We start from the raw sequence: 21,786 nt of genomic DNA on the forward strand, positions 1-21,786 counted from the left end.
CCATGAACCAGAGCCCGCCGCAGAGCCCGGAGTTGCTCCGTCTGGTGGACGAGCGCACCGCCGATCTGCAGCGGGTGAAGGCCGAGTACGACAACTACCGCAAGCAGGTGCGCCGCGACCGTCTGGCGGTGCGCGAGATCGCCACGGAGAACGTGCTGAGAGCGCTGCTGCCCGTTCTGGACGCGGTCGAAGGGGCCCGTCGGCAGGAGGCCATGACGCCGGGTCTCAAAGCCGTCGCCGACGTCCTGGAGACGCAACTGGCGTCCCTGGGGCTGAAGGCGTTCGCTGAGGTGAACGAACCGTTCGACCCCACGCGCCACGAGGCGGTGACGCATGTGGTCGCGCCGGACGCCGAGCGGCTGACCTGTACCGAGATCCTGAGCCGCGGGTACCGGGTGGGTGACCGGCTGCTGCGTGCCGCGCGCGTCACGGTCACCGGCCCGCCCGCCTTCGGCAGGGGCGGGGGAGCGGAGGGGACCGCCGGGGGCTGCGGCACCGGCGAGCACCGGGACCCGTAGGGGTGATCCGGCGTATGTGACGCCGGACCCCCGGTCATTCCTCCTCGGTGGGCGCGTCGGCCGGTCCGTCCCGGAACTCCGTGTCGGGGCCCTGGGCCCGGACCCGCTGCACATGCTCCAGCGACTCGCGCAACTCCGAGAGCCAGTCGTCGGTGTGCCGCTGCACCAGGCGCACACACCAGGCGAGCGCGTCACTTCGGCTGCGTGCGACCCCGCCGGCGATGAGCGTGTCGAGCACCTGACGCTCGGGCTGGCGCAGCCGGGTCATCACGGGGGCCGCGATGTGCGTGAACAATGCACGCTCACCTCCGCACTGCACACCCCAGGAGACCTTCTTGCGGAACCGGTGCTCCGCCTCGCGCGCCACCGCGATCCGTTCCTCGCGCGTGCGTTCACGGAACTCCTGGACACGGGCCCCGATCGCCGCCGACCTCTCGGCGGGCGAGGCGCCCTCGGTGAGCCGGGGCTCGGGGATACGGCCGACCACGGTGATCTCCTCGCGGTCGACGACGACCTCGAGCAGGCTCTCGAAGAGGTCGTCGGGCAGGCGGCCGGCGAACCAGCCGCGTAGCTGCTCTTGCTGTTCGCTCGTAATCATGTAATGACGATTACTCCGCTTCGATGTGAAGGCAAGGGCGCGGAGGGTCTGTTTGCCAGGGGCTGAAGACAGCGCTTGCATTCACGGCCAAGCGGAATGTTTCAGGCCGATTGCCGAGCCGCGGGATTCCGGCCAGAAGGCTGCTTTCCGATCCCGATGCCCATGCGGCGCCCGGCCGCACCCGTTCGAATTCTGTGACTTCACGCCACTGATTCAATACTCAAAGTTACCGAAACGAGGGGGGTCGATGTGAGTTTCCCGCTCGGACTCGGCAGACTCCGGCTCGCCGAACCGGCACCTCGAACGGTCCGGGATCCCGCACAGGCACCACCGACCCGGACCGCGACCCCGTTACGAGCGGAAGGATGCACACAATGCCGAACACCGCGCGCTGGGCAGCGGCCCTCACCCTCACGGCCACCGCCGTCTGCGGCCCCCTCACCGGGTCCGCCCTCGCCGCCCCGAACGCCGCCCCCGCCTCTCTCTACGCCCCCTCGGCGCTCGTCCTGACCACGGGCCACGGCGAGAGCGCGGCTCTCGTCACGCCCCAGCGTGCGGTCACCCTGACCTGCGCTCCGGGCGCCTCCGGCAGTCATCCGGACGCCGTCGACGCCTGCGCCGAACTACGCGCGGCCGGCGGTGACTTCGATGCGCTGGCGATCAGAGACGGCGTCTTCTGCACCAAGCAGTACGACCCCGTGGTCGTCACCGTCCAGGGCGTCTGGCAGGGCAAGCGCGTCGACTACGAACGGACTTTCGCCAACGAGTGCGTGAAGAACACCCACGGGACAGCCGTCTTCACGTTCTGAGAGACGCGGATCGCGAGGTGCCCGCATGTGTCGATCCAGGGCTTGTGACTGGGGAGTGCAAGCCCTGAGCGGTGCTCCACGCGATCTCGCAGCGGAGCCGGCCGGACGGAGTGGGGCCGTCCGGCCGGCCCCCGCAATCACTCGCCGCTGATCGACCAGCGGCCCACCTCGCGGTAGCCGGAGTCGTGGACGACCGACCCGTCGCCGGGCTCGAGCTCGAAGTGCCCGAGGTTCCCGCCCCAGTAGCGCAGGATCCGCCCCAGCTCCGAGGCGGCGTTCCCGTCCCAGCCCGTGTCTCCCATGTCGACCTCGAGAACGAACTTCACTTACGCGTCTCCCCTTCCAGCGGCCGTCCGTAGGACATCGGCTCCATCGTTTCATCGACGCCTTCGTCGGGGCCCGGCACATTCCGCCGGTGGCCACAGGCGGGTGAGCGGGCCGCCTGCGCGAAGCACTTGATGCATACGGGGTGTCTCCGACACCAGACGATGGCGCCCGCCATGCTCCCCGGCCCTGGTCTCCGCCCGGCACAGCACACGAAGGCCGGAGCGGTCGAAGGAGTCGACCGGCCGCAGAGCCACCAGGACATCCGGCGTGGAACGGTCGGTGGCCGCCCCCACGTCCGCCGAAGGCCCGGCCGCGACGGACACCGGGTACCCCCGGACGGTCGGACGGCAGCCCGTACGATGGGTCCACGACGAGGCGACGGCGCCGACGACACAGGGACCCTACGACAAGGGATGCGATGGAGATCCGCCGAGCGCCCGCCGGGGCCGGGCTGCCGGACACGACTCCGGTCCGTGAGCCGGCCTTCCGGATCCTGCCGGACCCCGGGTCCCGGCAGACGTGCGCGACCCCTGCACGCCCGACCGGCATCGCCACGGTTCGGATCAGGGCGCATGACAGACATCCCCGCGCCGTGCGCGAACCGGCGGCCCAGTCGGCTCTCCTGCCGACCCGCGCCTCAAGAGCACGGGCCGATTCCGCCCATCCGGAAGGGCTGTTACGGCCGCCGGCGACCGCCGCGGGTCGGCGCGCGCCCACAGCCGTCGTGCCGTGCCGTGTCGGACCGTGCATCCGCGCCCGGAACGACTGACCCCGCACCCCCGACCGCGCTCGCCCGGACGCGGACAGCTCCCCGATCGCCGCCCCGCACAGGAAAGCAGGCCATGTCCTTCACCACGCCCACGTGTCTCCCGACCTCCCCCGAACTGCCGGGCGAGCCCGTGGACATCCGACTCGTCGTCACCGACATGGACGGCACGCTCCTCGACGGTGCCGGGCGGATACCCGAGGACCTCTGGCCGCTCCTCGCCGAACTGCGCCGTCGCGGCGTGCTGTTCAGCCCGGCCAGCGGACGCCAGTACGCGACCCTGGCACGGCAGTTCGCCGACGCGGGGGACGGCATGGTCTTCGTCGCCGAGAACGGCACCTACGTCGTACGCGACGGTGTGGAACTCGGCTCCGATCCGCTGGACGCAGCGGTGGCCGCCCGCGTGATCGGGAGGACACGGCTGCTCGCCGCCGAGGGAGTGGACGTGGGCGCGGTCCTGTGCGGGAAGGAGTCCGCCTACGTCGAGCGCGCGGACGAGGCCTTTGTGACCGAGGTGAAGCGGTACTACGCCCTGCTGCGCATCGTCGACGACCTCACCGCCGTCGAGGATGAGTTCCTCAAGGTGGCGCTCTACGACTTCGGGCCCGTGGAGCGGACCACCGCCCCCGCCCTCGCGCCGTTCGCGAAGAGCCACCAGGTCGTCGTCTCGGGCGAGCACTGGGTGGACATCATGAACGCCACCGCCAACAAGGGCGCCGCTCTGCGCAGGCTCCAGCGTGAGCTGGGCATCCTGCCCGCGCAGACGCTGGTGTTCGGCGACTATCTCAACGACCTCGAGATGCTCGATGCGGCCGAATGGTCCTTCGCCATGGCCAACGCGCACCCGGACGTGCTGCGGCGCGCCCGCTATGTGGCACCGCCGAACACCGAGTACGGCGTCCTGAGCACGATCTCCCGGCTGATGGGGCTGCCCACGCGCTGAGAACGGCGCTGCCCCGGTTCACACCTCCGGGCGGCGACGGATGCGGGCAGCCAGGACCGCGACGTCGTCCTCCGCATGGCGGGCGTCGAGCCGGGCCAGGACGTCGGCGAGCAGGTCCTCGACGCTCGCGCCGGGCCGCAGCCGCAGTCCGGCGAGCCGCGCCAGGGAGACGTCGATGTCCTCCTCCCGCCGCTCCACGAGCCCATCGGTGAACAGCAGCAGCGTCTCCTCGGGCGAGAGCGTCCGGGTGACGAGCTCGTAGCCTCCCACCCCCGTCCCGAGGGGCGGTCCGACCGGCACGTCCAGCAGTTCTCCGGTCCCGTCGGCGCCGAACAGCGCCGGCGGCAGATGCCCCGCGCTGGTCAGCGACGCCGTACCCCGTGCCGGGTCGACCTGGACGAGGACACAGGTCGCCGGACGGCGGCTTCCGTCCTCGGCGACGGCGGCGTCCAGCCGGCGCAGCACCCGATGGGGCGGCAGGTCCGTGGAGGCGATGTACCTCAGCATCGAGCGGTAGGCGTTCATGTCGACCGCCGCGTCAAGGCCGTGACCCATGACGTCGCCCAGGACCAGCAGGGTCCTGCCGAAGTGCAGCCGCACCGTCTCGAACCAGTCTCCGCCCACCAGGGCGCCGCCACCGGCCGGCAGATAGCGGGTGGCCAGGTCCAGGTTGGGATGCGGCCGCCCCGGCTCGGACAGCAGCGCCCGCTGGAGTCGGTACACCGTGCCGCGCATGTCCGTGTACCGGCGTGCGTGCCCGAGATGCACGGCCGCCAGTCGCGCCGCGAGATGGGTGAGGACGGTGTCCTGGTCCGCGAACACCGCGCCGTCGCGCACCAGCAGGAGCACCCCGTACAGCCGGCCGTGCCCGAGGAGCGGAACGGTCATGGCCTGGCGTTGCCCCTGCCCGGCCGGGTCCGCCGAAGCGGTGATCGGATGCCCTTCCGCCAGTGCCCGCACGGGCAGCGAGCGGAGGCCCCCCTCGCCCCATGACCCGAGGAGGTCCGCCCGTCCCGCCGTCGCCACCCGCTCCAGGTCCGGGTCGGACACCGGCGACATCGAGGGGATGTCCTTGGGCAACAGGTCCACGACGGCCGCGTCGCACACCAGGTCGCACATGTAGTCGACCAGTTCCTGGCAGGTGGTCCGTTCGTCGAGGGTCGTACCGATCGACTCGAGCGCGTTGTCCAGGCCGTACAGCGTCGACGACACCTCGGAGCCCACGCCGTACGGCGGGTCCGCAGCGTGGCCACCGCCCACAGTGCACCTCCGCGACGACGCCTCTCCGAGTCCATCCACGCACGGGACCGCCCCGCACGCACCCGCGCCTGCCTGGTCAGAGATCGTTCACCAGCACGGCCGCCCCGTCGAAGCGCCCGGCCTTGAGATCGGTGAGGGCCCGCTGCGCCTGTGACAGCGGATAGGGGTGCGTCGTGGCGCGTACGCCGTACCGGGCCACGAGCTCCAGGAACTCCCGGCCGTCCTGACGCGTGTTGGAGGTGACACTGCGCAGTTCCTTCTCGTAGAACAGCTCGCTCTCGTAGCGCAGGCCGGGCACGTCGCTCAGATGGATGCCGGCGACCGCGAGGACGCCGCCCCGGTCCAGCGCCCGCAGCGCCACCGGGACGAGATCGCCGACCGGTGCGAACAGGATCGCCCCGTCGAGCGGCTCCGGCGGTGCGTCGTAGGCATCGCGCGCCGAGGCGCACCCGAGGTCGAGCGCGAGTCGCCGGGACGCCTCGTCCCGGGTCAGGACGTGCACGGTGGCCCCCTGGGCCAGGGCGACCTGCGCGCACAGATGAGCGCTGCCCCCGAAGCCGTACAGCCCGAGGCGCCCGCCCGACGGCAGCGACGTCCGCAGAAGTGCCCGGTATCCGATGATCCCCGCGCACAGCAGCGGCGCCAGCGCGACGTCGGGCACGTCCGCCGGGAGCCGGTAGGCGTACGCGGCCGGCACGGTCATGTACTCCGCGTAGCCGCCATCGGAGGTCCAGCCGGTGTACTCGGAGTCGGGACACAGGTTCTCGGCCCCGCGCAGACAGTACCGGCAGGTGCCGTCCGTGCGGCGCAGCCATGCGGCCCCCACCCGCTCGCCGACGGTCCATCCGCTCACGTCCGCGCCCGTCCCGGCGACCTCGCCCACGACCTCGTGGCCGGGTGTCACCCCCGGTCGGCGCACCGGCAGATCACCCTCGGTGACATGCAGATCCGTACGGCACACACCGCAGGCCCGCATGTGCACCAGCAACTCGTCGGGCGCCGGCTCCGGGACCGGTCGCTCCACGAACCGCAGCGGCTCCCGCTCGACGGGAGCCGGCCGGTCCACCACCCATGCGCGCATCGTCAGTGCCCCGTCCCGTCCCAAGACCGTCCCCGTTCCAGCGTGGATCAGGACCGCGGTTCGGCGCGCGGTGCGGCACGGGCCTGGCTAGCGTGAGGAACGCAGCCCGATCCGTCGTACGGGGAAGGTCGAACGCCATGGCGGTTCAACCCGAGGGAACGCCCTGCTGGGCCGACGCGATGTTCACCGATGTCGAAGCGGCCATGTCCTTCTACGGCGACGTCCTTGGATGGACGTTCGGGGAGGCGTCCTCCCGGTACGGCAACTACACGCAGGCGTACGCCGACGGCAGGGCGGTCGCCGCGGTCGTGCCGCCCATGAACGGTCAGGAGGGCCAGTCGGCCTGGTGTCTGTACCTCGCCGCGGCCGACGCCACCGCTACCGCCAGGAGGATCAAGGACCACGGCGGTGAGGTGCTGATGGAACCGGTGCAGGTCGGGGACTTCGGCACCATGGCCCTGGCCCGCGACCCGAGCGGCGCTGTCTTCGGCGTCTGGCAGGCCGGCGCCCACGAGGGTTTCGAGGCGCGGGACGTGCCCGGCGCCTACTGCTGGGCCGAGGTGTTCACTCGGGAACCGGAACGGTCCGACGCGTTCTTCCCCGCCGTCTACCCCTATCGAGCCAAGCAGATCGAGGACGAGGCGATCGACTTCCGCGTCTTCGAACTCGACGGGAACCCCGTGCTCGGCAGGATGAAGATGACGAACGACTTCCCGCCGGAGCTTCCGCCGTACGTCAATGTCTACTTCACCGTCGAGGACTGCGACGTGGCCGTCCAGCGGGCCGTCGAGCACGGAGGCATCCTGCGGTTCGGCCCGATGGACAGCCCCATCGGTCGTTTCGCCGCGCTGAGCGACCCCCAGGGCGCCAACTTCTCGGTCATCGACATCACCACCACCCACGGGCGGATGCCGGACACGACGGATGTCTCCTGACGGCTGACACCGGGGCAGCGGTGCGCACGTCACGGCGGCACGCGCGGGCGCGTTCGGGCCGCGGTCCCGCTCGGCCGCCCTCTTCCGGCAGCACGGGCCTGCACCCCGGGAGCCAGGGCGGGGTCCGGAGCGTGGCATGATCGGAGGCATGCGTGAACGTGTTGTGGCCGCCTGTGACGGGGCTTCGAAGGGGAACCCCGGACCTGCCGGATGGGCCTGGGTCGTCGCCGACGAGGACGAGATCCCGACCCGCTGGGAGGCGGGCCCGCTGGGCAAGGCGACCAACAACGTCGCCGAACTCACCGCGCTGGAACGTCTGTTGACCGCCGTCGCGCCGGATGTCGCGCTGGAGATCCGGATGGACTCCCAGTACGCGATGAAGGCGGTCACGACCTGGCTGCCCAACTGGAAGCGCAACGGCTGGAAGACCGCGGCGGGCAAGCCCGTCGCGAACCAGGACCTTGTCGTGCGCATCGACGAGCTGCTGGACGGCCGTGAGGTCGCGTTCCGCTACGTCCCCGCGCACCAGGTCGGCGGCGACCGCCTCAACGACTTCGCGGACCGCGCCGCCAGTCAGGCGGCCGGCGTGCAGGAAGCGGCCGGCAGCGCGTACGGCTCCCCGGAGCCGCCGCCGTCGGCGCAACCGGCGGCGGCCGGCGCGTCCCGCCGCCCGGCACCCGCGAAGAAGCGCGCCGCCGCGCGCACCCTCAAGGCGAAGTTTCCCGGTCGCTGCGCCTGCGGCCGCTCCTACGCCGCGGGCGAGTCGATCGCCAAGAACGCCCAGGGCTGGGGCCACCCCGAGTGCCGCACGGCCGGCGACGCCTGACGACCGGGGAAGCCTCCACCGCGGTGGCGTGACGGCACGGGCCGTCTGCCGGACCGCTTGTTGTCCGGTTCCGGTCACATAGCGTGCAGGGTCGCGTCGGTTCGCCGGATGCACAGGGGCGGAGTACACCGGAAGTGGGACACCCGAGCCGCTCGCGGTGCGCACCGCCGTCGTGCGGCACTGGAGGTGACTTCCATGGCGGAAGGCCGTGGGGGCAGCGACGCACGTGACGCCGGGATGGCGACGCTGGACGCCTTGTTCGCCCGGTCTCCGATCGGCCTGGCCGTGCTGGACACCGATCTGCGCGTGCTGCGGATCAGCACGGCAGGCCCGACCGTGCGGGGCCTGCGGGAAGAGGACCTCGTCGGGCGGCCGATCCCCAACGCGCACCACGTGGTGGAGGAGAAGGCGGCAAGGGACCTCCTGCGCGGTGTGCTGAAGGACGGCGTTCCGGTGCAGGGACGGGTCATGCGGGCGCGGCCGCCCGCGGACCACGGTCAGGAACGTCTGTACGAGATCTCGGCCTTCCGGCTGGAGGAGCGTTCGGGCACGGTCCTCGGCGTGGCGATGACGGTGGTGGACGTCACCGACCGGGAAAGGGCCCGGATCAGGCTCGGCATCCTGGACGCCGTGCGAGAGTGCGTGGGACGCACCCTCGACGTCGTGGCCACATGCCAGGAGCTGGCCGAGGAGCTGGTCCCCGCGTTCGCCGACGTGGCGGTCGTGGAGGTGGTGGACGCCGTGATCCGGGGCGACGACCCTCCGCTGTCCCCGCTGCCCCGCGACGTGCGGCTACGGCGTGTCGCCTTTCGCAGCAACGCGGCGGGAGCGCAGCCGCAGGCGTACCCGGTGGGGGACGTCCGGGCCATCCCCGGACCGACCCCCTACAGTCAGGCCGTGGCCGACCTGCGACCGCGTACCGTGGCGCTGCGCCCCGACCTGCCATGGCTGACGGCCGACCCGGCGCGCGCCCGCGCCATCAGCGAGTCCGGGTCGCACAGTCTGCTCGCCGTCCCACTGGACCTGCGCGGCACGGTGATCGGTCTGGTGTGCCTGTACCGCGCCAGGACGCCCGGCGCGTACGACGAGGACGACCTCGAACTCGCCCGGGACGTGGCCCGGCACACCGCTCTGTGCATCGACAACGCCCGGCGTTACACCCGGGACCACACGGTGGCGGCGACGGTCCTGCGGCACATCCTCCCGCTGTTCCCTGCCTCGCTCACCGCACTGGAGTCCGCAGGCATCGCCCGCCCCGGTGAGGGCGGCAGCGGATGGTTCGACACCATCGGCCTGTCCGGCGCACGGACCGCCCTGGTCGCCGGAACGGTTGCGGGGGGAGGCATCCAGGCGGCGGCGACCGTCGGGCAGTTGCGCACCGTGGTCCATTCCTTCGCCGCGCTCGACCTCGACCCGGAGGAACTCCTCGCCCGGCTGAACGACACCGCCGCGCTCCTCGCGGCCGAGCGCGCGGCGGTCCCGCCCGGCACCCCGCTGCACCGCGAGCCGCTGACCGCCAGCTGCGTGTACGGCGTGTACGACCCGCTGACCCGGATGTGCACCGTCGCCCGGGCGGGGCACCCCGCGCCGGTCGTGGTGCATCCCGACGGCACCGTCGACCGGCCGGACACCCCCGCCGGGCCGGGGCTGGGCAGTACGGATCGGGCGCCGTTCGCCGCCGACCACATCCGGCTTCCGCACGGCAGCGTGATCGCCTTCGCCGGCAACGCGGTGCTGGCCTCGCACCTGACCTGTGAGAGAAGTCCTCTTCGCCTGGCCGTGGCGGACGGCGACCAACCGGTACAGCAGCTCTGCGACGACATCCTGTACGGCCTGCCGGCCGACATGGAGGCCGACGACGCCGTTCTTCTGGTGGCCCGTACGCGTCCCTTCCCCTGCGACCGCATCGCCACCCGGCGACTCGACGACGAGCCCACGGCCGCCGCGACGGCCCGTGGGTACGCGCGCGACCGGCTCGCCGACTGGCGGGTGGGTCAGGAGACCGCGCTCAACGCCGAACTCATCGTCAGCGAACTGGTCACCAACGCCCTGCGCTACGGCGGTCCGCCCCTCGAGTTGCGCCTGATCCTGGACCGGGGCCTGACCTGCGAAGTCAGTGACTGCAGCGCCACGGCACCGCATCTGCGGCACGCCCGCACCACCGACGAGGGCGGACGCGGACTGTTCATCGTCTCGCAGCTGTCCCAGGCATGGGGGACCCGTTACTCACCCGACGGCAAGACCGTGTGGACCGAGCAGGCGCTAGAACCACCGTGATGGCACACGCCCCGGCGGAACCCCGTCGCGGTCGGACGGGTCCGAGGCGTGCACCGTGGCGAACCTGCCGGGCCGGGCGCCGGAGTCGGTCGTTCGGGGGAAATCGCCCCGCGCGCCGGCCCGTACGCGTGTCCGCCCGCGCGGGGGCGCGTTGAAGGGATGTGACGAACCAGAACACTCGACTGCCCCGGCAGCTGCGGGAGCTGATCGAGTCCGGCCCCATGGTCCACCTGAGCACCGTCAACCCCGACGGCAGCCCTCAGGTGACCGTCATCTGGATCGGGCTGGACGGAGACGACGTCGTCAGCGGCCACATGGCGCGCCATGTGAAGCTGCGCAACATGGAGCGGGACGCCAGGGTCGTGCTGTCCTTCGACGCCCCCAGGGTCCGGGGCGCCTTGCTGAACGAGTACGCCGTGCTGCGGGCCCGGGCCACCGTGCAGCCGAGCGACGGCACCTGGGACCTGCTCAACCGCCTGGCCAAGGTCTATGTCTCACCGGAGACCGAGTTCCCGGCGCCGAAGGGCCCCGGCTACATCGTGCGCTACTCGGTCGAGCGCATCGGCGGGGTCGGCCCGTGGGCGGCACCCTCGCACTGAGGCCGACCGGGCGTTCGCCGCCGGACACCGGTGCCTCCCGGAAGGCGTGCGCATCGGGCCGGGCGCCTTGTTCCGCACGACCGGCCGCGCCGTGTCACCGGGGCCGTCCCGGAGGTGGCCGGTGGCCGCCCCGCCGTCGGGGGCTGACCTTTCGCCGTCGCTGCGGGTCATGTTCTCCCGGCCCTGTGGGTGCCGCTCGCGCGCTGGTGCCGATCAGGCCCGACCGCACATGGACCGCCTCCTGAACGCCGTCTTCGTTCTGCGGAACGAACGAGCCGGAGCGTAGGACGCCCGTGAAGGCGTGTCAACGGCCCACGTCCGGTGCGTAGTTGTGATGCATCCGACCCCGATGTACCCATCGCGAGCAGTCGACGGCCGTTCTTCGAACCGAACCTTCATGTCCCCATTGACACTCTGGAAACGGCCCACATACTGTCACTCAGCAACTCGAACAACGGTCGAGATATCGAACAATCGGTAGGGGTTGATCTCCCGCGGATCCCGACCGCGCGCCCGCGCCGTCCGGCCCCGCTCGTGCCCCGTCACGCACCCGCCCCGTACGCACTTGTCGGAACGTCACGGCTTCCCCGTCCCCGGCCGGAACACACAGGCGGGCCGCCCGAGCCTGCCGTCGCACCGTCCCGGCCGCACAGGACCCCCGTGGCCTCCGCCGTCACCGAGGAGTTCACCATGCCCGAGTTCTCACGGCGCGACGCACTACGGCTGACCGCGCTCGCCACCGCCATCCCCGCGTTCCAGGCGATGTTCCCGACGGCGGCCGGCGCGGCGACTCCCGCGACGGCCGCCGCGGTGGGGGAGGGCTCTGCGGCGGGGGCCGTCGGGGCCTCCGCCTCGCCCGTCCCCTCGTCCTGGGTCGTCAAGCCGTTCGACAACACGCGCGTGACGCTCGCGCCGAGCCTGTTCACGGACAACCGCGACAGGGTGCTGAATTTCCTGCACGCCTACTCGGCCGACCGCATGCTCGCCGTCTTCCGCACCAACGCGGGGCTCGACACCCTCGGGGCCCAGCCGCCCGGCGGCTGGGAGACGGCGGACGGCAACCTCAGAGGCCACTACGCGGGACACTTCCTCAGCGCACTGTGCCTGGCGTACGCGGGCACCGGCGAGCCGGCCCACAAGGAGAAGGCCGACTACATGGTCACCGCGCTGGGCGAATGCCAGGACGCCCTCGGCGCCCTGGTCGGCACCGACGACCCGGCCGCGCCCAGCCACGTCGGCTATCTGGCCGCCTACCCCGAAACGCAGTACATCCGGCTTGAGCAGTACGCGACGTACCCCACGATCTGGGCGCCCTGGTACACCTGCCACATGATCATGCGCGGGCTGCTCGATGCCTATCAGCACACGGGCAATCACAAGGCGCTGGAGATCGTTCTGGGCATGGGCGACTGGGCGTACAGCCGGCTCGGACACCTGCCGCGCACCCAGCTCGACCGGATGTGGAAGATCTACATCGCGGGCGAGTACAACGCGATGCCCGTGGTCATGGCCGACCTGTACGCCCTGACCAAGGACGAGAAGTACCTGACCACCGCCAAGTGCTTCGACAACACCTACCTGTTCGACGCCGCCGTCGCGAACGAGGACACCATCGACGGCGAGCACGCCAATCAGCACATCCCTCAGTACCAGGGATACCTCGAGATCTACGAACAGACCGGGGAGCGCGAGTACTTCGACGCGGCCAAGAACTTCTGGGACATGGTGGTTCCGCACCGCACCTATGTCGACGGCGGCATGGCGGGCTCGGGCGAGATATTCGGCGCACGGGACGTCATCGCCTCCACGATCCAGAAGAGCAACGCCGAGACGTGCTGCGTCTACAACATGCTCAAGCTCAGCCGCAGCCTGTTCTTCCACACGGCCGACCCGAAGTACATGCAGTACTACGAGCGGGCCCTGTACGGGCAGATCCTCTCCTCGCGGCAGAACACCTCCAGCGACACCAACCCGCTGCTGACCTATTTCGTGCCGGTCAATCCGGGTGCCCGCCGCTCGTACGGAAACCTCGGCACCTGCTGCGGCGGCACCGGGCTCGAAACCCACGCCAAGTTCCAGGACTCCGTCTACTTCAGCTCCAGGGACGGCTCCACGCTCTACGTGAACCTCTACCTTCCGTCCACCCTCCACTGGCCGGAGCGAGGGCTGACCGTCACCCAGTCCACGCAGTACCCGACCGATCCGACCGGCACCAGCAGTCTGACGGTGACCGGCAGCGGCCACCTCGACCTTCGGCTGAGGGTCCCCTACTGGGCCGAGCAGGGCTTCACCGTCCGGCTAACGGAGTCCGCCAGCGGATCGACGCCAAGCCCGGCAGGTACGTCTCGCTGAACCGGCGCTGGCGGACCGGGGACCGGGTGGAGATCGCCGCGCCGTTCACCCTGCGGATCGAACGCGCACTGGACGACCCCGCCACCCAGGCCGTCGCCTACGGCCCCGTCCCCCTGGTGATCCGCAGCTCGGCCACGGCGTACCAGAACCTCACCCTGTACCGCGACTACCCGCTCAGCCGCGATCTGAGCAGCGCCATCCGGCCGACCGGGGAACCGATGACGTTCACCACCAACGGCCTGACGCTGGCGCCCTTCTACATCAACACCACGGACGACTACCACGTCTACTTCAAGCGCACCGAACCCGAGATCGTCTTCGGTGCCACGGCCACCGGCATCGAGAACCGGCCCGGCGCCGAAGGCCTGACCTTCCTCGACGAGGTCTGGGACCGTGGGCCGTTCCGCAACAGGGGCGGCCTGGTGCAGGCGGTCACCGCGGTCAGCCGGGATCGTGTGGCGGCCGGGGAACTCACGGCCGACGAGCGCCACACGCTGATCAAAGCAGCGGCCCGGGCGGACATCGCCTCCTGACCGCATCCCCGTACCGGCTCTGCCCGGCGCCCCGACCCGTCCAGGCGGTGCCGGGCGGGGCCGTGCCCCGGTCGTGACTAGGGGACGACGGGGCGCTTGGTCGCAGCCATGTCCGATTGCGCCGCCCGCCACCGCCCCGGCCTCCCGCCGCCGTTGCGGACGGGTGGGTGGGGCCGCCGACCTGACTGTCGCCGCTATGCCCAGCCGGCTGGACCGGCAGCCGTGACGCCTTCGACAGGCATCCCGGATGTCCCCGCGGGCCCGGCACGGTCAGCTCTGAAGATGGCCTCGGTCGCCCGGCGGCTCGGCCCGTACACGCCCATGGCGCTCTACCGTCATGTACTGAACAAGGACGGCCTCTTCGACCTCATGCTCGACCACGTCACCGGTGAGATCCCGCTGCCGTCGGAACCCGGCGGCGACTGGCGCGCCGACCTGCGCCAAGTGGCCCTCGACAGCCGGCACATGGTCAAGCGTCACCTCTGGTACGCGCAGCTCGTCCCGACCCGCCCGCCACTGGGCCCGCGGATGATGCGCCGCACCGAGTTCCTGCTGCAGGTCCTGATCCGGCAGGGGGCCACGGTGGGCGACGCCATGACCTACCCGGCACTTCTCGACCGGCACATCTTCGGCAGCGCGCAGCAGGAGGCGGAGGAACTGGCCATGCGGCGCCGCCATGGGCTGCACACCCCGGAGCAGTTGACGCAGGCGATCACAGCGGCGCGCGAACTGGCGGCGGCGGGGGCACGACATCCGGCGCTGACCGAGTGGATGACGTCCCCGACGGGGGCGGACATGGACGAACAGTTCGCGCTGAGCCTCGCCTTCCTGATCGACGGCATCGCGACCCGACTGCCCGCCCCTGAGCGCTGAGCCGATACCGCACAGGAGGACCGGGGCCCCTCGGGGGCGGTGCGGTAGGCGGAGTGCGGGTTCAGGTCATCGGGGCAGGGCGCGGCCGTGGCGGTGTGACGTGCCCGAAGGGCTACGGCGTCACGTGCCGGCCCCTTGACGCAGCCAGCCTCGTTCGGCTGCCAGGAGCGCGATCTGGAAGCGGGTCCGGGCCCCGAGGACACTGCCCGCCTCACTGACGTGTTTTTGGACCGTACGGCGGCTGACGTTGAGTACGCGGGCGATGGCGTCGTCCTTCATGCCCGTGGCCATGAGGCTCAGGATCTCGCGGGTCCGTTCGTCGATCTGTGCCGTCTCCCGGTCCTGCCGCGGCACGGGTGAGTCCTGCCTGCTCTCCAGCGTCGCGGGCGTCGCGTGCTCCCAGATTGTTTCGAAGAGGGCGACGAGCGCGTGGACGAGGGCGGGGGAGCGTACGACGAGTGACCCCGTCGAGGGCCGGTCGCTGTGCAGAGGCAGAAGAGCGGTGGTCGCGTCGAACAGCACCAGTTTGATGGGCACGTGTGCGCTGAGCCGGAGCCGGCCACCGCCGACCGTGCCCCGCAGAGCGGTCTCCAGCGACACGGTGTCGGTGAGACCGTCGGTCTCGTAGACCGATCGCAACCGAACACCGTCCCGGACGGCCGCCTGACCGGCATCCGCGTGGGCCGGCCCGTCCGCAGGCCCGGTCACATAGGGCGGCTTGGCCAAGTGCAGCACTTCGTGGCTGCTGCTCTTGAGGAGATGCACATAGCGCGCTGCGACCTCTCCGCCGTCCTCCACGGCTTCCACGAAGTGCGTCTGCGAGCCCGACGCCGCGTCGTAGATCTCGTGGAGCCGCTCCATGTAGAGCTCGGTCCGGGCCAGTTCACCGCGTTTGCGGGCAAGCAGGGGTCCCAACGAGGAGCGTGGCGGGACGGCCTTCCAGCGCGGGGGACGGGCGTCGACACGGATCACCAGGAGAGCATCCTCAAGGGCCTCAAGTGCTCGCGCGGTCTCTTCGGGGGAGGCGTGGACCGCGTCGGCCACGGCGAGGCGGTCCGCCGACGGCCGGCCCACCAAGTACTCCAGGACCCGGCCGCTGAGCGGCTCGAGGCCGCTTCCCGTCCACGGGCTGTCCGACGTGACGTCCATGGGGCCTGACACTCCTGTGGTGTGCATGATTGCTGCTGATCGTATGTCCTCGACGCCGGCCGTGCTCCGGTGCCGGGCGGCGCCGTTGCCTTCGGGTCCGTCCCGTTGCTCGCCCAAGCGGCCATCCACACGATTCGCCCGAGATTCAAGATCCCTTCGCCGAGGCTCCGACTTGCGGTGTCCTGTGACCATGCCGGTCACGGGCCCGCGTGTTGTGCCGGTGCACCGGAGCAGGTGCAGGACTCGGGCTGCGCGGGCCACCTACCCGGCCGGAGCCCGCCATCGCGATGATGCCTACCTCGCTGCCGCGAGCGGATGCCTATGCCCGAGCGGCCACGGCTGTGATGCCGGAGGCCCGTAGCCTGCGCGCCACATGTTCCATCTCCGGGAGCGTGCCCGTACAGTCGCCGCTCAGCACGCTGCGCAGCACAGCCCTCGTGGCCGCCAGGTCGGTGCCGAACTCGGCGCGGAGCACACGCATGATCACGACGCTGTTCGGTGACGCGCCGAGCACCTGCAACACCGCTGGTCCGTGCTCGGCGAGCAGTTGTTCCCGCCGTTCGCCCGGAAGGTCCCCGCCGCACAGGGCGAGGGCGAATCCGCAGGACGGGCACGCCGACTCGACATCCCATCGCAATCGGCCGCCGACAAGGGCCTGGACCCCGTGGCATTCCAGCTCCGCGCCGCAGTCTTGGCACATCGCGGCGTATGTGACCGATGCAAGAACGACTTGCTCCATCCCCACCCCCGATTGGATATCCAATTGCCCATTGTAAGGTTGTATAAGTGAGTGTGGCCGTGATTGAGTGAGTGTTAGGGTCGGGGTGTGTATCTGACGGAATGAGCGAGGACGCAAGATGTGCATCCGCAGACTGCGTATCGCTGGTTCCGGGAGGGCACGTTGCCGGTTCCGGCTGAGCGGGTGGGGCCGCGCACGATTCATGTGAACGTGGAGGCCAACACTGCACCTGCACCTGCAGCGGTCGCTGGTATCGGCCTGTACGCCCGCGTGTCTTGTGATGACCGGAACGCTGATCTCGAGCGGCAGGTTGCCCGGTTGGCGCAGTGGGCGGCACGGGCCGGTCATCGTGTGGTGCGGGTCGAGTCGGAGATCGGCTTCGCTATGAGCGGCGGTCGGTCGAGGGTGAAGCGTCTGGTGGCCGACCCGAACGTGACCGTGGTGGTGGAGCACAAGGACCGGCTTGGGCGGATGAACGTGGAGTTGGTCGAGGCCGCACTGTCCGCGCACGGACGTCGCCTGGTTGTGGCGGAGGACGGCGAGGTCGAAGACGACCTGGTGCGCGACATGGTCGAGATGCTGACCTCGTTCTGTGCTCGTCTGTATGGCCGTAGGTCGGCGAGGAACCGCGCCTGTAAGGCGTTGGAGGCCGCCGAGCATGGCTGAGCAGCGCAAGCCGCTGCGGGAAATCCGCCGGCCGTTCGTCGCTGACGGCCCGTCCGGCGTCAGCATCCGTGACCGGCTGCGGGGCCTCACGGTCCAGGACGAGACGGTGCTGCGCGCGGTGGGCGAGCACATGGGCCGCCTGGCGTCCCGTGACCTGGCCCGCAGGTGCCATGACGGTCTGCAGCACTCCACCGATACGTGGGCCGAACGCAAGCGGGAGTTGACCGCGCAGTCGTCGTCCCGGTGGGCCGGATCGATCACGGCGAGCACCCATGACCAGTGGGGCCTGTCGCGCCGCGCTCAGGCAGCGCACCTGCAATCGCTCGATGCGGGTATCCGCATGCTGCGGCACCGCCTGTCCCTTCCCGTCGGGGACAAGGGTAGCCGCGGCACACCAGGCGGATACCGGTCCCGCCACGAGTGGTTCCACAAGTCACGGCGCCTGGCGGTCCTTCAGAGCGAGTACGAGCGCGTTCGTTGCGAGCGCCGGGTCGGGAAGGTGTCCGTCGCCCGGGGCGGCCGTCGGCTGCTCAAGCAGCGTCACAACCTGGCTGCCGCCCACAAGACACAAGCCCGGTGGCGCCAGGAGTGGGAAGCTGCCCGCTGGTTCCTCACCGCTGACGGCGAGTCCGGCAAGCGGTTCGGCAACGAAACGATCCGCGTCACCCCGGGCGGCGAGATCGGCATCAAGCTGCGCACCGCTCGCCCACCTGGCAAACGCCCGGCACGGCCGGTACATCCTCACCGCGAAGGTGAGCTTCCCGCACCGGGGTGACGAATGGCGCGACCGTGTTGAGGACAACCGGGCTGTCGCTTACCGCATCCACCTGGACGTGACCAAAGGCCGCTGGTACCTGGACGCGTCCTGGACCCGCAAGAGCCTGCCGGTCATTCCCCTCGCCGCCCTGCGATCGGAGGGCGTGATCGGTGTCGACATGAACGCCGACCACCTCGCCGCATGGCAACTCGACCAACACGGAAACCCGGTCGGCACACCGCGCCGCTTCGATTACGACCTCACCGGCACCGCCACCCGCCGTGACGCACAGATCCGCCACGCCCTCACTCGCCTGCTGCACTGGGCCAAGGCCACGGGCGTGCAGGCCATCGCGATCGAAGACCTGGACTTCACCGACTCCAAGACCAGGGAGAAGCACGGTCGCAAGAAGTGGTTCCGGCAGCTCATCTCCGGCATCCCCACAGGCAAACTCCGCGCCCGACTGCTGTCGATGTGCGCAGAGGCCGGCATCGGTGTGATCGTCGTCGATCCCGCCTACACGAGCAGGTGGGGCGCCGAACACTGGCAAGTCCCACTCACCACGACCACACGCAAGACCACTCGCCACCAGGCTGCCGCCGTGGCGATCGGACGACGCGCCCTCGGACACCCGATCCGGCGACGGACGGCACCGCCCCGCCAGCACCAGAGCGATGCTGGCGGGCATCGGACCGCCCAGGCCCCCTCGGGTACCCCAGGGCGTGAGGAACACCGCCCCCGCGTACCCGGACCACGGACACGATCCGTGCGTGCTGGACACGGCAGGAACGCGGTCGACCAGAACCCCCAAGACCGTTCGGGGCGTTCGACTGAGCCTGGGTCCTGGCAACAGGACCCACTCCCGCTCAGTCCTTAGGAACGGTGAGGGTAGACCAACGCCGACTCGTTGCGAGAGGCCGTTTCCGTCCCCTCAGGCATGACCGGGTCAGCCGTAAAGGACTCCTTGACGGGTCGGCGATGTGCAGGCAACCGAGGTCGTGTCCGTGCGCGTGGTCCTGTTCGTGAGCGGACGCGGACGCGGGCGTGGGCACGTGCGCGGTGTGCGGGGCGGCGACGGCTCGCGTGTGGAGACCGGCGGTGGCGGCGACTGCGGCACCGGCCGTGAGTGCTCGGCGGCGGGTGAGTGCGGGCATGCAAAATCCTTCCGGGCAACGGGGGTTCGACGATGTGTCCTGCCTACCCGTCGGCCGGGCGGCTCGGGAAATCGCGGCAAAGAGGTTGGCCGCGATCAGGACAATTGCCGACATCTCCTGCAAACTTGAACCAAGTTGATCTAGCCTCACCGGGCGCCGTCCCGGCGCCGGACGGGAAGGTTCCGCCCCGTCAAGGAGGGCAGAGCGAGGTTTCTTCGCGAGAAACGGCCCTCCGGTGACCCCGATCACTCCCGGAACGTGACGTGAACTGCACTGTGAGACCGCCGGTGTTGATGGTGTGTCGCCGTCGCCGGACAGGAGCCGACCGGGCGGTCGGCGATTCGGTGAATGGCAATTCACCGGCTAGGGTGAATAGGAATTCACCTCATCTCCACATCGACCGCCGGAGCACCCATGGCCCCGATACCCGCCCCGTCCGATCGTTCCGCACCCCCCTTGGAACCGGTCGGGCGCACGGGACTGCGGGACCGGATGACGGTCCCCGTGCTGGCCTTCGGCGGAATCCTCATGGCCGTCATGCAGACCGTCGTGGTTCCGTTGCTGCCCGATCTGCCCCGCCTCACCGGCTCGTCCGCCGGCACCGTGTCCTGGATGGTGACCGCCACCCTGCTGTCCGGTGCGGTGCTCACCCCGGTACTCGGGCGTGCGGGAGACATGTACGGCAAGCGGCGCGTGCTGGTGATCGCACTGGCACTGATGACCGCGGGCTCCCTGATGTGCGCGCTGTCGTCCGACATCGGGGTGCTCATCGCGGCCCGGGCGCTCCAGGGCGCTGCGGCAGCGGTCGTCCCGCTGTCCATCAGTATCCTGCGCGACGAACTGCCGCCCGAGCGGACCGGATCCGCGGTCGCCTTCATGAGCTCCACCGTGGGCATCGGCGCGGCACTCGGGCTGCCGCTCGCGGCGCTCGTCATCCAGTACGTCGACTGGCACGCCATGTTCTGGCTGACCAGCGCCCTCGGTGCGCTCGGTCTCTTCCTCGCCTGGTGGGCCGTGCGCGAGTCGCCCGAGCGATCCCCCGGCCGGTTCGACGTCCTCGGTGCGCTCGGTCTTGCCGCGGGTCTCGCCAGTCTGCTGCTGGCCGTCTCGGAAGGCGGTCAGTGGGGCTGGAGCAGCCCCCGGATCGTGGGTCTGTTCGGCGGTTCCGTCGTGATCCTGGCGCTGTGGTGCGTGCAGCAACTGCGCGCCGAGTACCCCCTCGTGGACCTGCGGCTCGCGGCCCGTCCGCGGGTCGCCCTGCCCCACCTCACCGCGCTTCTCGTCGGCTTCGGCTTCTACGCGAACTCCCTGGTGACGGCGCAGCTCGTCCAGGCCCCGAAGGCCACGGGCTACGGGCTCGGGCTGTCGATCGTGGGTAGCGGACTGTGTCTGCTGCCCGGCGGAGTGATCATGCTGCTGTTCTCGCCGCTCTCGGCCCGGATCTCCACGGCCCGCGGTCCCCGGGTCACCCTGGCCCTCGGTGCGGCGGTGCTCGCCCTCGGATACGCGGTCCGCATCGCGGACAGCCATCACCTGTGGATGATCATCGTGGGTGCCTCGATCGTGGCGACCGGTACCACCCTCGCGTACTCCGCGCTGCCCACACTGATCCTGCGTGCCGTACCGGCCGGGCAGACGGCCTCCGCGAACGGTGTGAACGTGCTGATGCGCACCATCGGCCAGGCCACCTGCAGCGCCGCCGTCGCGGCGGTCCTCGTCCGGCACACGAGCCTCGTCGACGGAGCCTCCGTCCCCACCCTGCACGGCTATCTGCTGGCGTTCGCCATGGCGGGTACGGTCGCACTCGTCGCTTGTGCCGCGGCCCTCACCATCCCCGGAGACAATGCTCCCGACGGCGGTGCCCGCCGGCTCCGGCGGCGGACGGCACCGGCCCATGAAGAGGCACTGGAAGGAGCGTGATCACGGTGACCGACGGGCGCGCCGGCGCATCCATGGACCGGATCACCGGGCAGGCGACGGCATCCGCGCACGAGTCGACGGCGACCAGCCGCGATGTCGAGGCCGCGCCCAGGACGCCCGGACCACGCGAGGGCGGTCAGGGCAGGTCACCGGGGCGCCGCGACGCCGGATCCACCAAGGCCGCCATCCTCCGGGCCGCCCGGCACCTCCTCGCCCGGCACGCCCATGGGGACATCACACTGAAGGCGGTCGCCGACCGGGCCGGGGTCAGCCCTCCCCTGATCCTGAAGTACTTCGGCAACAAGGACACGCTCTTCTCGCAGGTCATGTCGTTCGAGGCGGATGTGGCAGCGCTGCTCGACGCACCGCTCCCCGACCTCGGGCGGCACATGGTGCGCCATGTTCTGACGAGCCAGACCGAACAGGGCGCGGACCCGATCCTGCGCATCGTGTTCGCGCCCCTGCACGGTGAACAGGGCGACATCCTGCGCGCCAACTTCCGCTCCCAGGTGAGCGATCGTCTGGCCGCGCGTCTGACCGGACCCGACGGGGGCCTGCGCGCCGAACTCGCGCTGGGATCGCTGCTCGGCCTGGGAGTGATGTTCGGGATCGCACGCGGCACACATCTTCGCGCCACGGACCTCGACGACATCGTCGACCGCTGCGCACCGGCCGTCCAGGCGCACCTGACTCCCTGACCTGAC

20 protein-coding genes and 1 pseudogene are annotated in these 21,786 nt (G+C 70.6%); 14 read left to right on the forward strand and 7 right to left on the reverse strand.

Translation table 11 applies throughout. The features are described from left to right. Positions 1 to 2 precede the first annotated feature (2 nt). Complete coding sequence (grpE, locus tag RCR19_RS36195; protein WP_331268970.1) at positions 3 to 518, forward strand: nucleotide exchange factor GrpE; 516 nt, start codon at positions 3 to 5, stop codon at positions 516 to 518. Between the two features lie 34 nt (positions 519 to 552). Here grpE and RCR19_RS36200 read toward each other — a convergent pair whose 3' ends face one another. Further along, a complete protein-coding gene (locus RCR19_RS36200) occupies positions 553 to 1,116 on the reverse strand; it encodes a hypothetical protein (protein ID WP_331268971.1) in 564 nt (187 codons plus the stop codon). A 374-nt stretch (positions 1,117 to 1,490) separates the two neighbouring features. Between RCR19_RS36200 and RCR19_RS36205 the strand changes: the two genes are divergently transcribed. After that, the gene (locus RCR19_RS36205; protein ID WP_331268972.1) at positions 1,491 to 1,925 is read left to right on the forward strand and encodes a protease inhibitor; all 435 of its coding nucleotides are present in this window, start codon (positions 1,491 to 1,493) and stop codon (positions 1,923 to 1,925) included. 137 nt (positions 1,926 to 2,062) lie between these two features. Here RCR19_RS36205 and RCR19_RS36210 read toward each other — a convergent pair whose 3' ends face one another. Continuing rightward, positions 2,063 to 2,251 (reverse strand): hypothetical protein, encoded by a 189-nt coding sequence (locus RCR19_RS36210; RefSeq protein WP_331268973.1) that lies wholly within the window; start codon positions 2,249 to 2,251, stop codon positions 2,063 to 2,065. A 51-nt stretch (positions 2,252 to 2,302) separates the two neighbouring features. Continuing rightward, entirely contained in the window at positions 2,303 to 2,575 is a 273-nt protein-coding gene (locus RCR19_RS36215) for an STAS domain-containing protein (protein WP_331268974.1), read from the reverse strand. 519 nt (positions 2,576 to 3,094) lie between these two features. Between RCR19_RS36215 and RCR19_RS36220 the strand changes: the two genes are divergently transcribed. Then, positions 3,095 to 3,961: a Cof-type HAD-IIB family hydrolase gene (locus tag RCR19_RS36220; protein ID WP_331268975.1), complete on the forward strand. Its 867-nt coding sequence runs from the start codon at positions 3,095 to 3,097 to the stop codon at positions 3,959 to 3,961. Between the two features lie 18 nt (positions 3,962 to 3,979). Here the strand turns inward: RCR19_RS36220 and RCR19_RS36225 are convergent, their stop codons facing one another. Together RCR19_RS36225 and RCR19_RS36230 are read right to left on the reverse strand one after the other, a co-directional pair. Continuing rightward, positions 3,980 to 5,221, reverse strand: coding sequence for a PP2C family protein-serine/threonine phosphatase (locus RCR19_RS36225; RefSeq protein WP_331268976.1), 1,242 nt, complete (start codon positions 5,219 to 5,221; stop codon positions 3,980 to 3,982). A 76-nt stretch (positions 5,222 to 5,297) separates the two neighbouring features. Beyond that, positions 5,298 to 6,302, reverse strand: coding sequence for a zinc-binding alcohol dehydrogenase family protein (locus RCR19_RS36230; RefSeq protein WP_331268977.1), 1,005 nt, complete (start codon positions 6,300 to 6,302; stop codon positions 5,298 to 5,300). Between the two features lie 137 nt (positions 6,303 to 6,439). Here RCR19_RS36230 and RCR19_RS36235 point away from each other — a divergent pair, with 137 nt between their 5' ends. From RCR19_RS36235 to RCR19_RS36265, 7 genes are all read left to right on the forward strand, one after another. Next, positions 6,440 to 7,237 (forward strand): VOC family protein, encoded by a 798-nt coding sequence (locus RCR19_RS36235; protein ID WP_331268978.1) that lies wholly within the window; start codon positions 6,440 to 6,442, stop codon positions 7,235 to 7,237. Positions 7,238 to 7,373: 136 nt separating this feature from the next. Beyond that, complete coding sequence (locus RCR19_RS36240) at positions 7,374 to 8,063, forward strand: ribonuclease H (RefSeq protein WP_331268979.1); 690 nt, start codon at positions 7,374 to 7,376, stop codon at positions 8,061 to 8,063. Between the two features lie 195 nt (positions 8,064 to 8,258). Further along, positions 8,259 to 10,340 carry a SpoIIE family protein phosphatase gene (locus tag RCR19_RS36245; protein ID WP_331268980.1) on the forward strand — a complete coding sequence of 694 codons (2,082 nt, stop codon included), beginning with the start codon at positions 8,259 to 8,261 and terminating at the stop codon, positions 10,338 to 10,340. Between the two features lie 161 nt (positions 10,341 to 10,501). Next, the gene (locus tag RCR19_RS36250) at positions 10,502 to 10,939 is read left to right on the forward strand and encodes a PPOX class F420-dependent oxidoreductase (protein WP_331268981.1); all 438 of its coding nucleotides are present in this window, start codon (positions 10,502 to 10,504) and stop codon (positions 10,937 to 10,939) included. A gap of 660 nt (positions 10,940 to 11,599) precedes the next feature. Beyond that, positions 11,600 to 13,291: a beta-L-arabinofuranosidase domain-containing protein gene (locus RCR19_RS36255; protein WP_331268982.1), complete on the forward strand. Its 1,692-nt coding sequence runs from the start codon at positions 11,600 to 11,602 to the stop codon at positions 13,289 to 13,291. 26 nt (positions 13,292 to 13,317) lie between these two features. Then, positions 13,318 to 13,824, forward strand: coding sequence for a hypothetical protein (locus tag RCR19_RS36260; protein ID WP_331268983.1), 507 nt, complete (start codon positions 13,318 to 13,320; stop codon positions 13,822 to 13,824). A gap of 282 nt (positions 13,825 to 14,106) precedes the next feature. Beyond that, complete coding sequence (locus tag RCR19_RS36265) at positions 14,107 to 14,697, forward strand: TetR/AcrR family transcriptional regulator C-terminal domain-containing protein (protein WP_331268984.1); 591 nt, start codon at positions 14,107 to 14,109, stop codon at positions 14,695 to 14,697. A gap of 120 nt (positions 14,698 to 14,817) precedes the next feature. On the opposite strand, the gene RCR19_RS36270 is transcribed toward RCR19_RS36265, so the two are convergent. Beyond that, positions 14,818 to 15,846 (reverse strand): LuxR C-terminal-related transcriptional regulator, encoded by a 1,029-nt coding sequence (locus tag RCR19_RS36270; protein WP_331268985.1) that lies wholly within the window; start codon positions 15,844 to 15,846, stop codon positions 14,818 to 14,820. A gap of 319 nt (positions 15,847 to 16,165) precedes the next feature. Next, a complete protein-coding gene (locus RCR19_RS36275) occupies positions 16,166 to 16,609 on the reverse strand; it encodes a hypothetical protein (RefSeq protein WP_331268986.1) in 444 nt (147 codons plus the stop codon). A 96-nt stretch (positions 16,610 to 16,705) separates the two neighbouring features. Between RCR19_RS36275 and RCR19_RS36280 the strand changes: the two genes are divergently transcribed. The 4 genes and pseudogenes from RCR19_RS36280 (at position 16,706) to RCR19_RS36295 (ending at position 21,780) form a co-directional block, all read left to right on the forward strand. Next, the gene (locus RCR19_RS36280) at positions 16,706 to 17,251 is read left to right on the forward strand and encodes an IS607 family transposase (protein ID WP_331268987.1); all 546 of its coding nucleotides are present in this window, start codon (positions 16,706 to 16,708) and stop codon (positions 17,249 to 17,251) included. Beyond that, positions 17,244 to 18,885, forward strand: a pseudogene (locus tag RCR19_RS36285) (IS200/IS605 family accessory protein TnpB-related protein). Before RCR19_RS36280 ends, RCR19_RS36285 begins: the two are co-directional and overlap by 8 nt. Positions 18,886 to 19,576: 691 nt before the next feature. Then, positions 19,577 to 21,082 carry an MFS transporter gene (locus RCR19_RS36290; protein WP_331268988.1) on the forward strand — a complete coding sequence of 502 codons (1,506 nt, stop codon included), beginning with the start codon at positions 19,577 to 19,579 and terminating at the stop codon, positions 21,080 to 21,082. Between the two features lie 5 nt (positions 21,083 to 21,087). Continuing rightward, positions 21,088 to 21,780 carry a TetR family transcriptional regulator gene (locus tag RCR19_RS36295; protein WP_331268989.1) on the forward strand — a complete coding sequence of 231 codons (693 nt, stop codon included), beginning with the start codon at positions 21,088 to 21,090 and terminating at the stop codon, positions 21,778 to 21,780. Positions 21,781 to 21,786: the final 6 nt, after the last annotated feature.

It is taken from the genome of Streptomyces sp. WAC07094, from assembly GCF_036320405.1.
GTDB lineage: Bacteria > Actinomycetota > Actinomycetes > Streptomycetales > Streptomycetaceae > Streptomyces > Streptomyces lannensis.

What these genes read in the sequence shown, in the direction of transcription:
- grpE (WP_331268970.1), top strand. Translation starts at nt 3, where the DNA reads ATGAACCAGAGCCCGCCGCAGAGCCCGGAGTTGCTCCGTCTGGTGGAC.
- RCR19_RS36200 (WP_331268971.1), bottom strand. Translation starts at nt 1,116, where the DNA reads ATGATTACGAGCGAACAGCAAGAGCAGCTACGCGGCTGGTTCGCCGGC.
- RCR19_RS36205 (WP_331268972.1), top strand. Translation starts at nt 1,491, where the DNA reads ATGCCGAACACCGCGCGCTGGGCAGCGGCCCTCACCCTCACGGCCACC.
- RCR19_RS36220 (WP_331268975.1), top strand. Translation starts at nt 3,095, where the DNA reads ATGTCCTTCACCACGCCCACGTGTCTCCCGACCTCCCCCGAACTGCCG.
- RCR19_RS36230 (WP_331268977.1), bottom strand. Translation starts at nt 6,302, where the DNA reads ATGCGCGCATGGGTGGTGGACCGGCCGGCTCCCGTCGAGCGGGAGCCG.
- RCR19_RS36235 (WP_331268978.1), top strand. Translation starts at nt 6,440, where the DNA reads ATGGCGGTTCAACCCGAGGGAACGCCCTGCTGGGCCGACGCGATGTTC.
- RCR19_RS36240 (WP_331268979.1), top strand. Translation starts at nt 7,374, where the DNA reads ATGATCGGAGGCATGCGTGAACGTGTTGTGGCCGCCTGTGACGGGGCT.
- RCR19_RS36245 (WP_331268980.1), top strand. Translation starts at nt 8,259, where the DNA reads ATGGCGGAAGGCCGTGGGGGCAGCGACGCACGTGACGCCGGGATGGCG.
- RCR19_RS36265 (WP_331268984.1), top strand. Translation starts at nt 14,107, where the DNA reads ATGGCCTCGGTCGCCCGGCGGCTCGGCCCGTACACGCCCATGGCGCTC.
- RCR19_RS36270 (WP_331268985.1), bottom strand. Translation starts at nt 15,846, where the DNA reads ATGGACGTCACGTCGGACAGCCCGTGGACGGGAAGCGGCCTCGAGCCG.
- RCR19_RS36290 (WP_331268988.1), top strand. Translation starts at nt 19,577, where the DNA reads ATGGCCCCGATACCCGCCCCGTCCGATCGTTCCGCACCCCCCTTGGAA.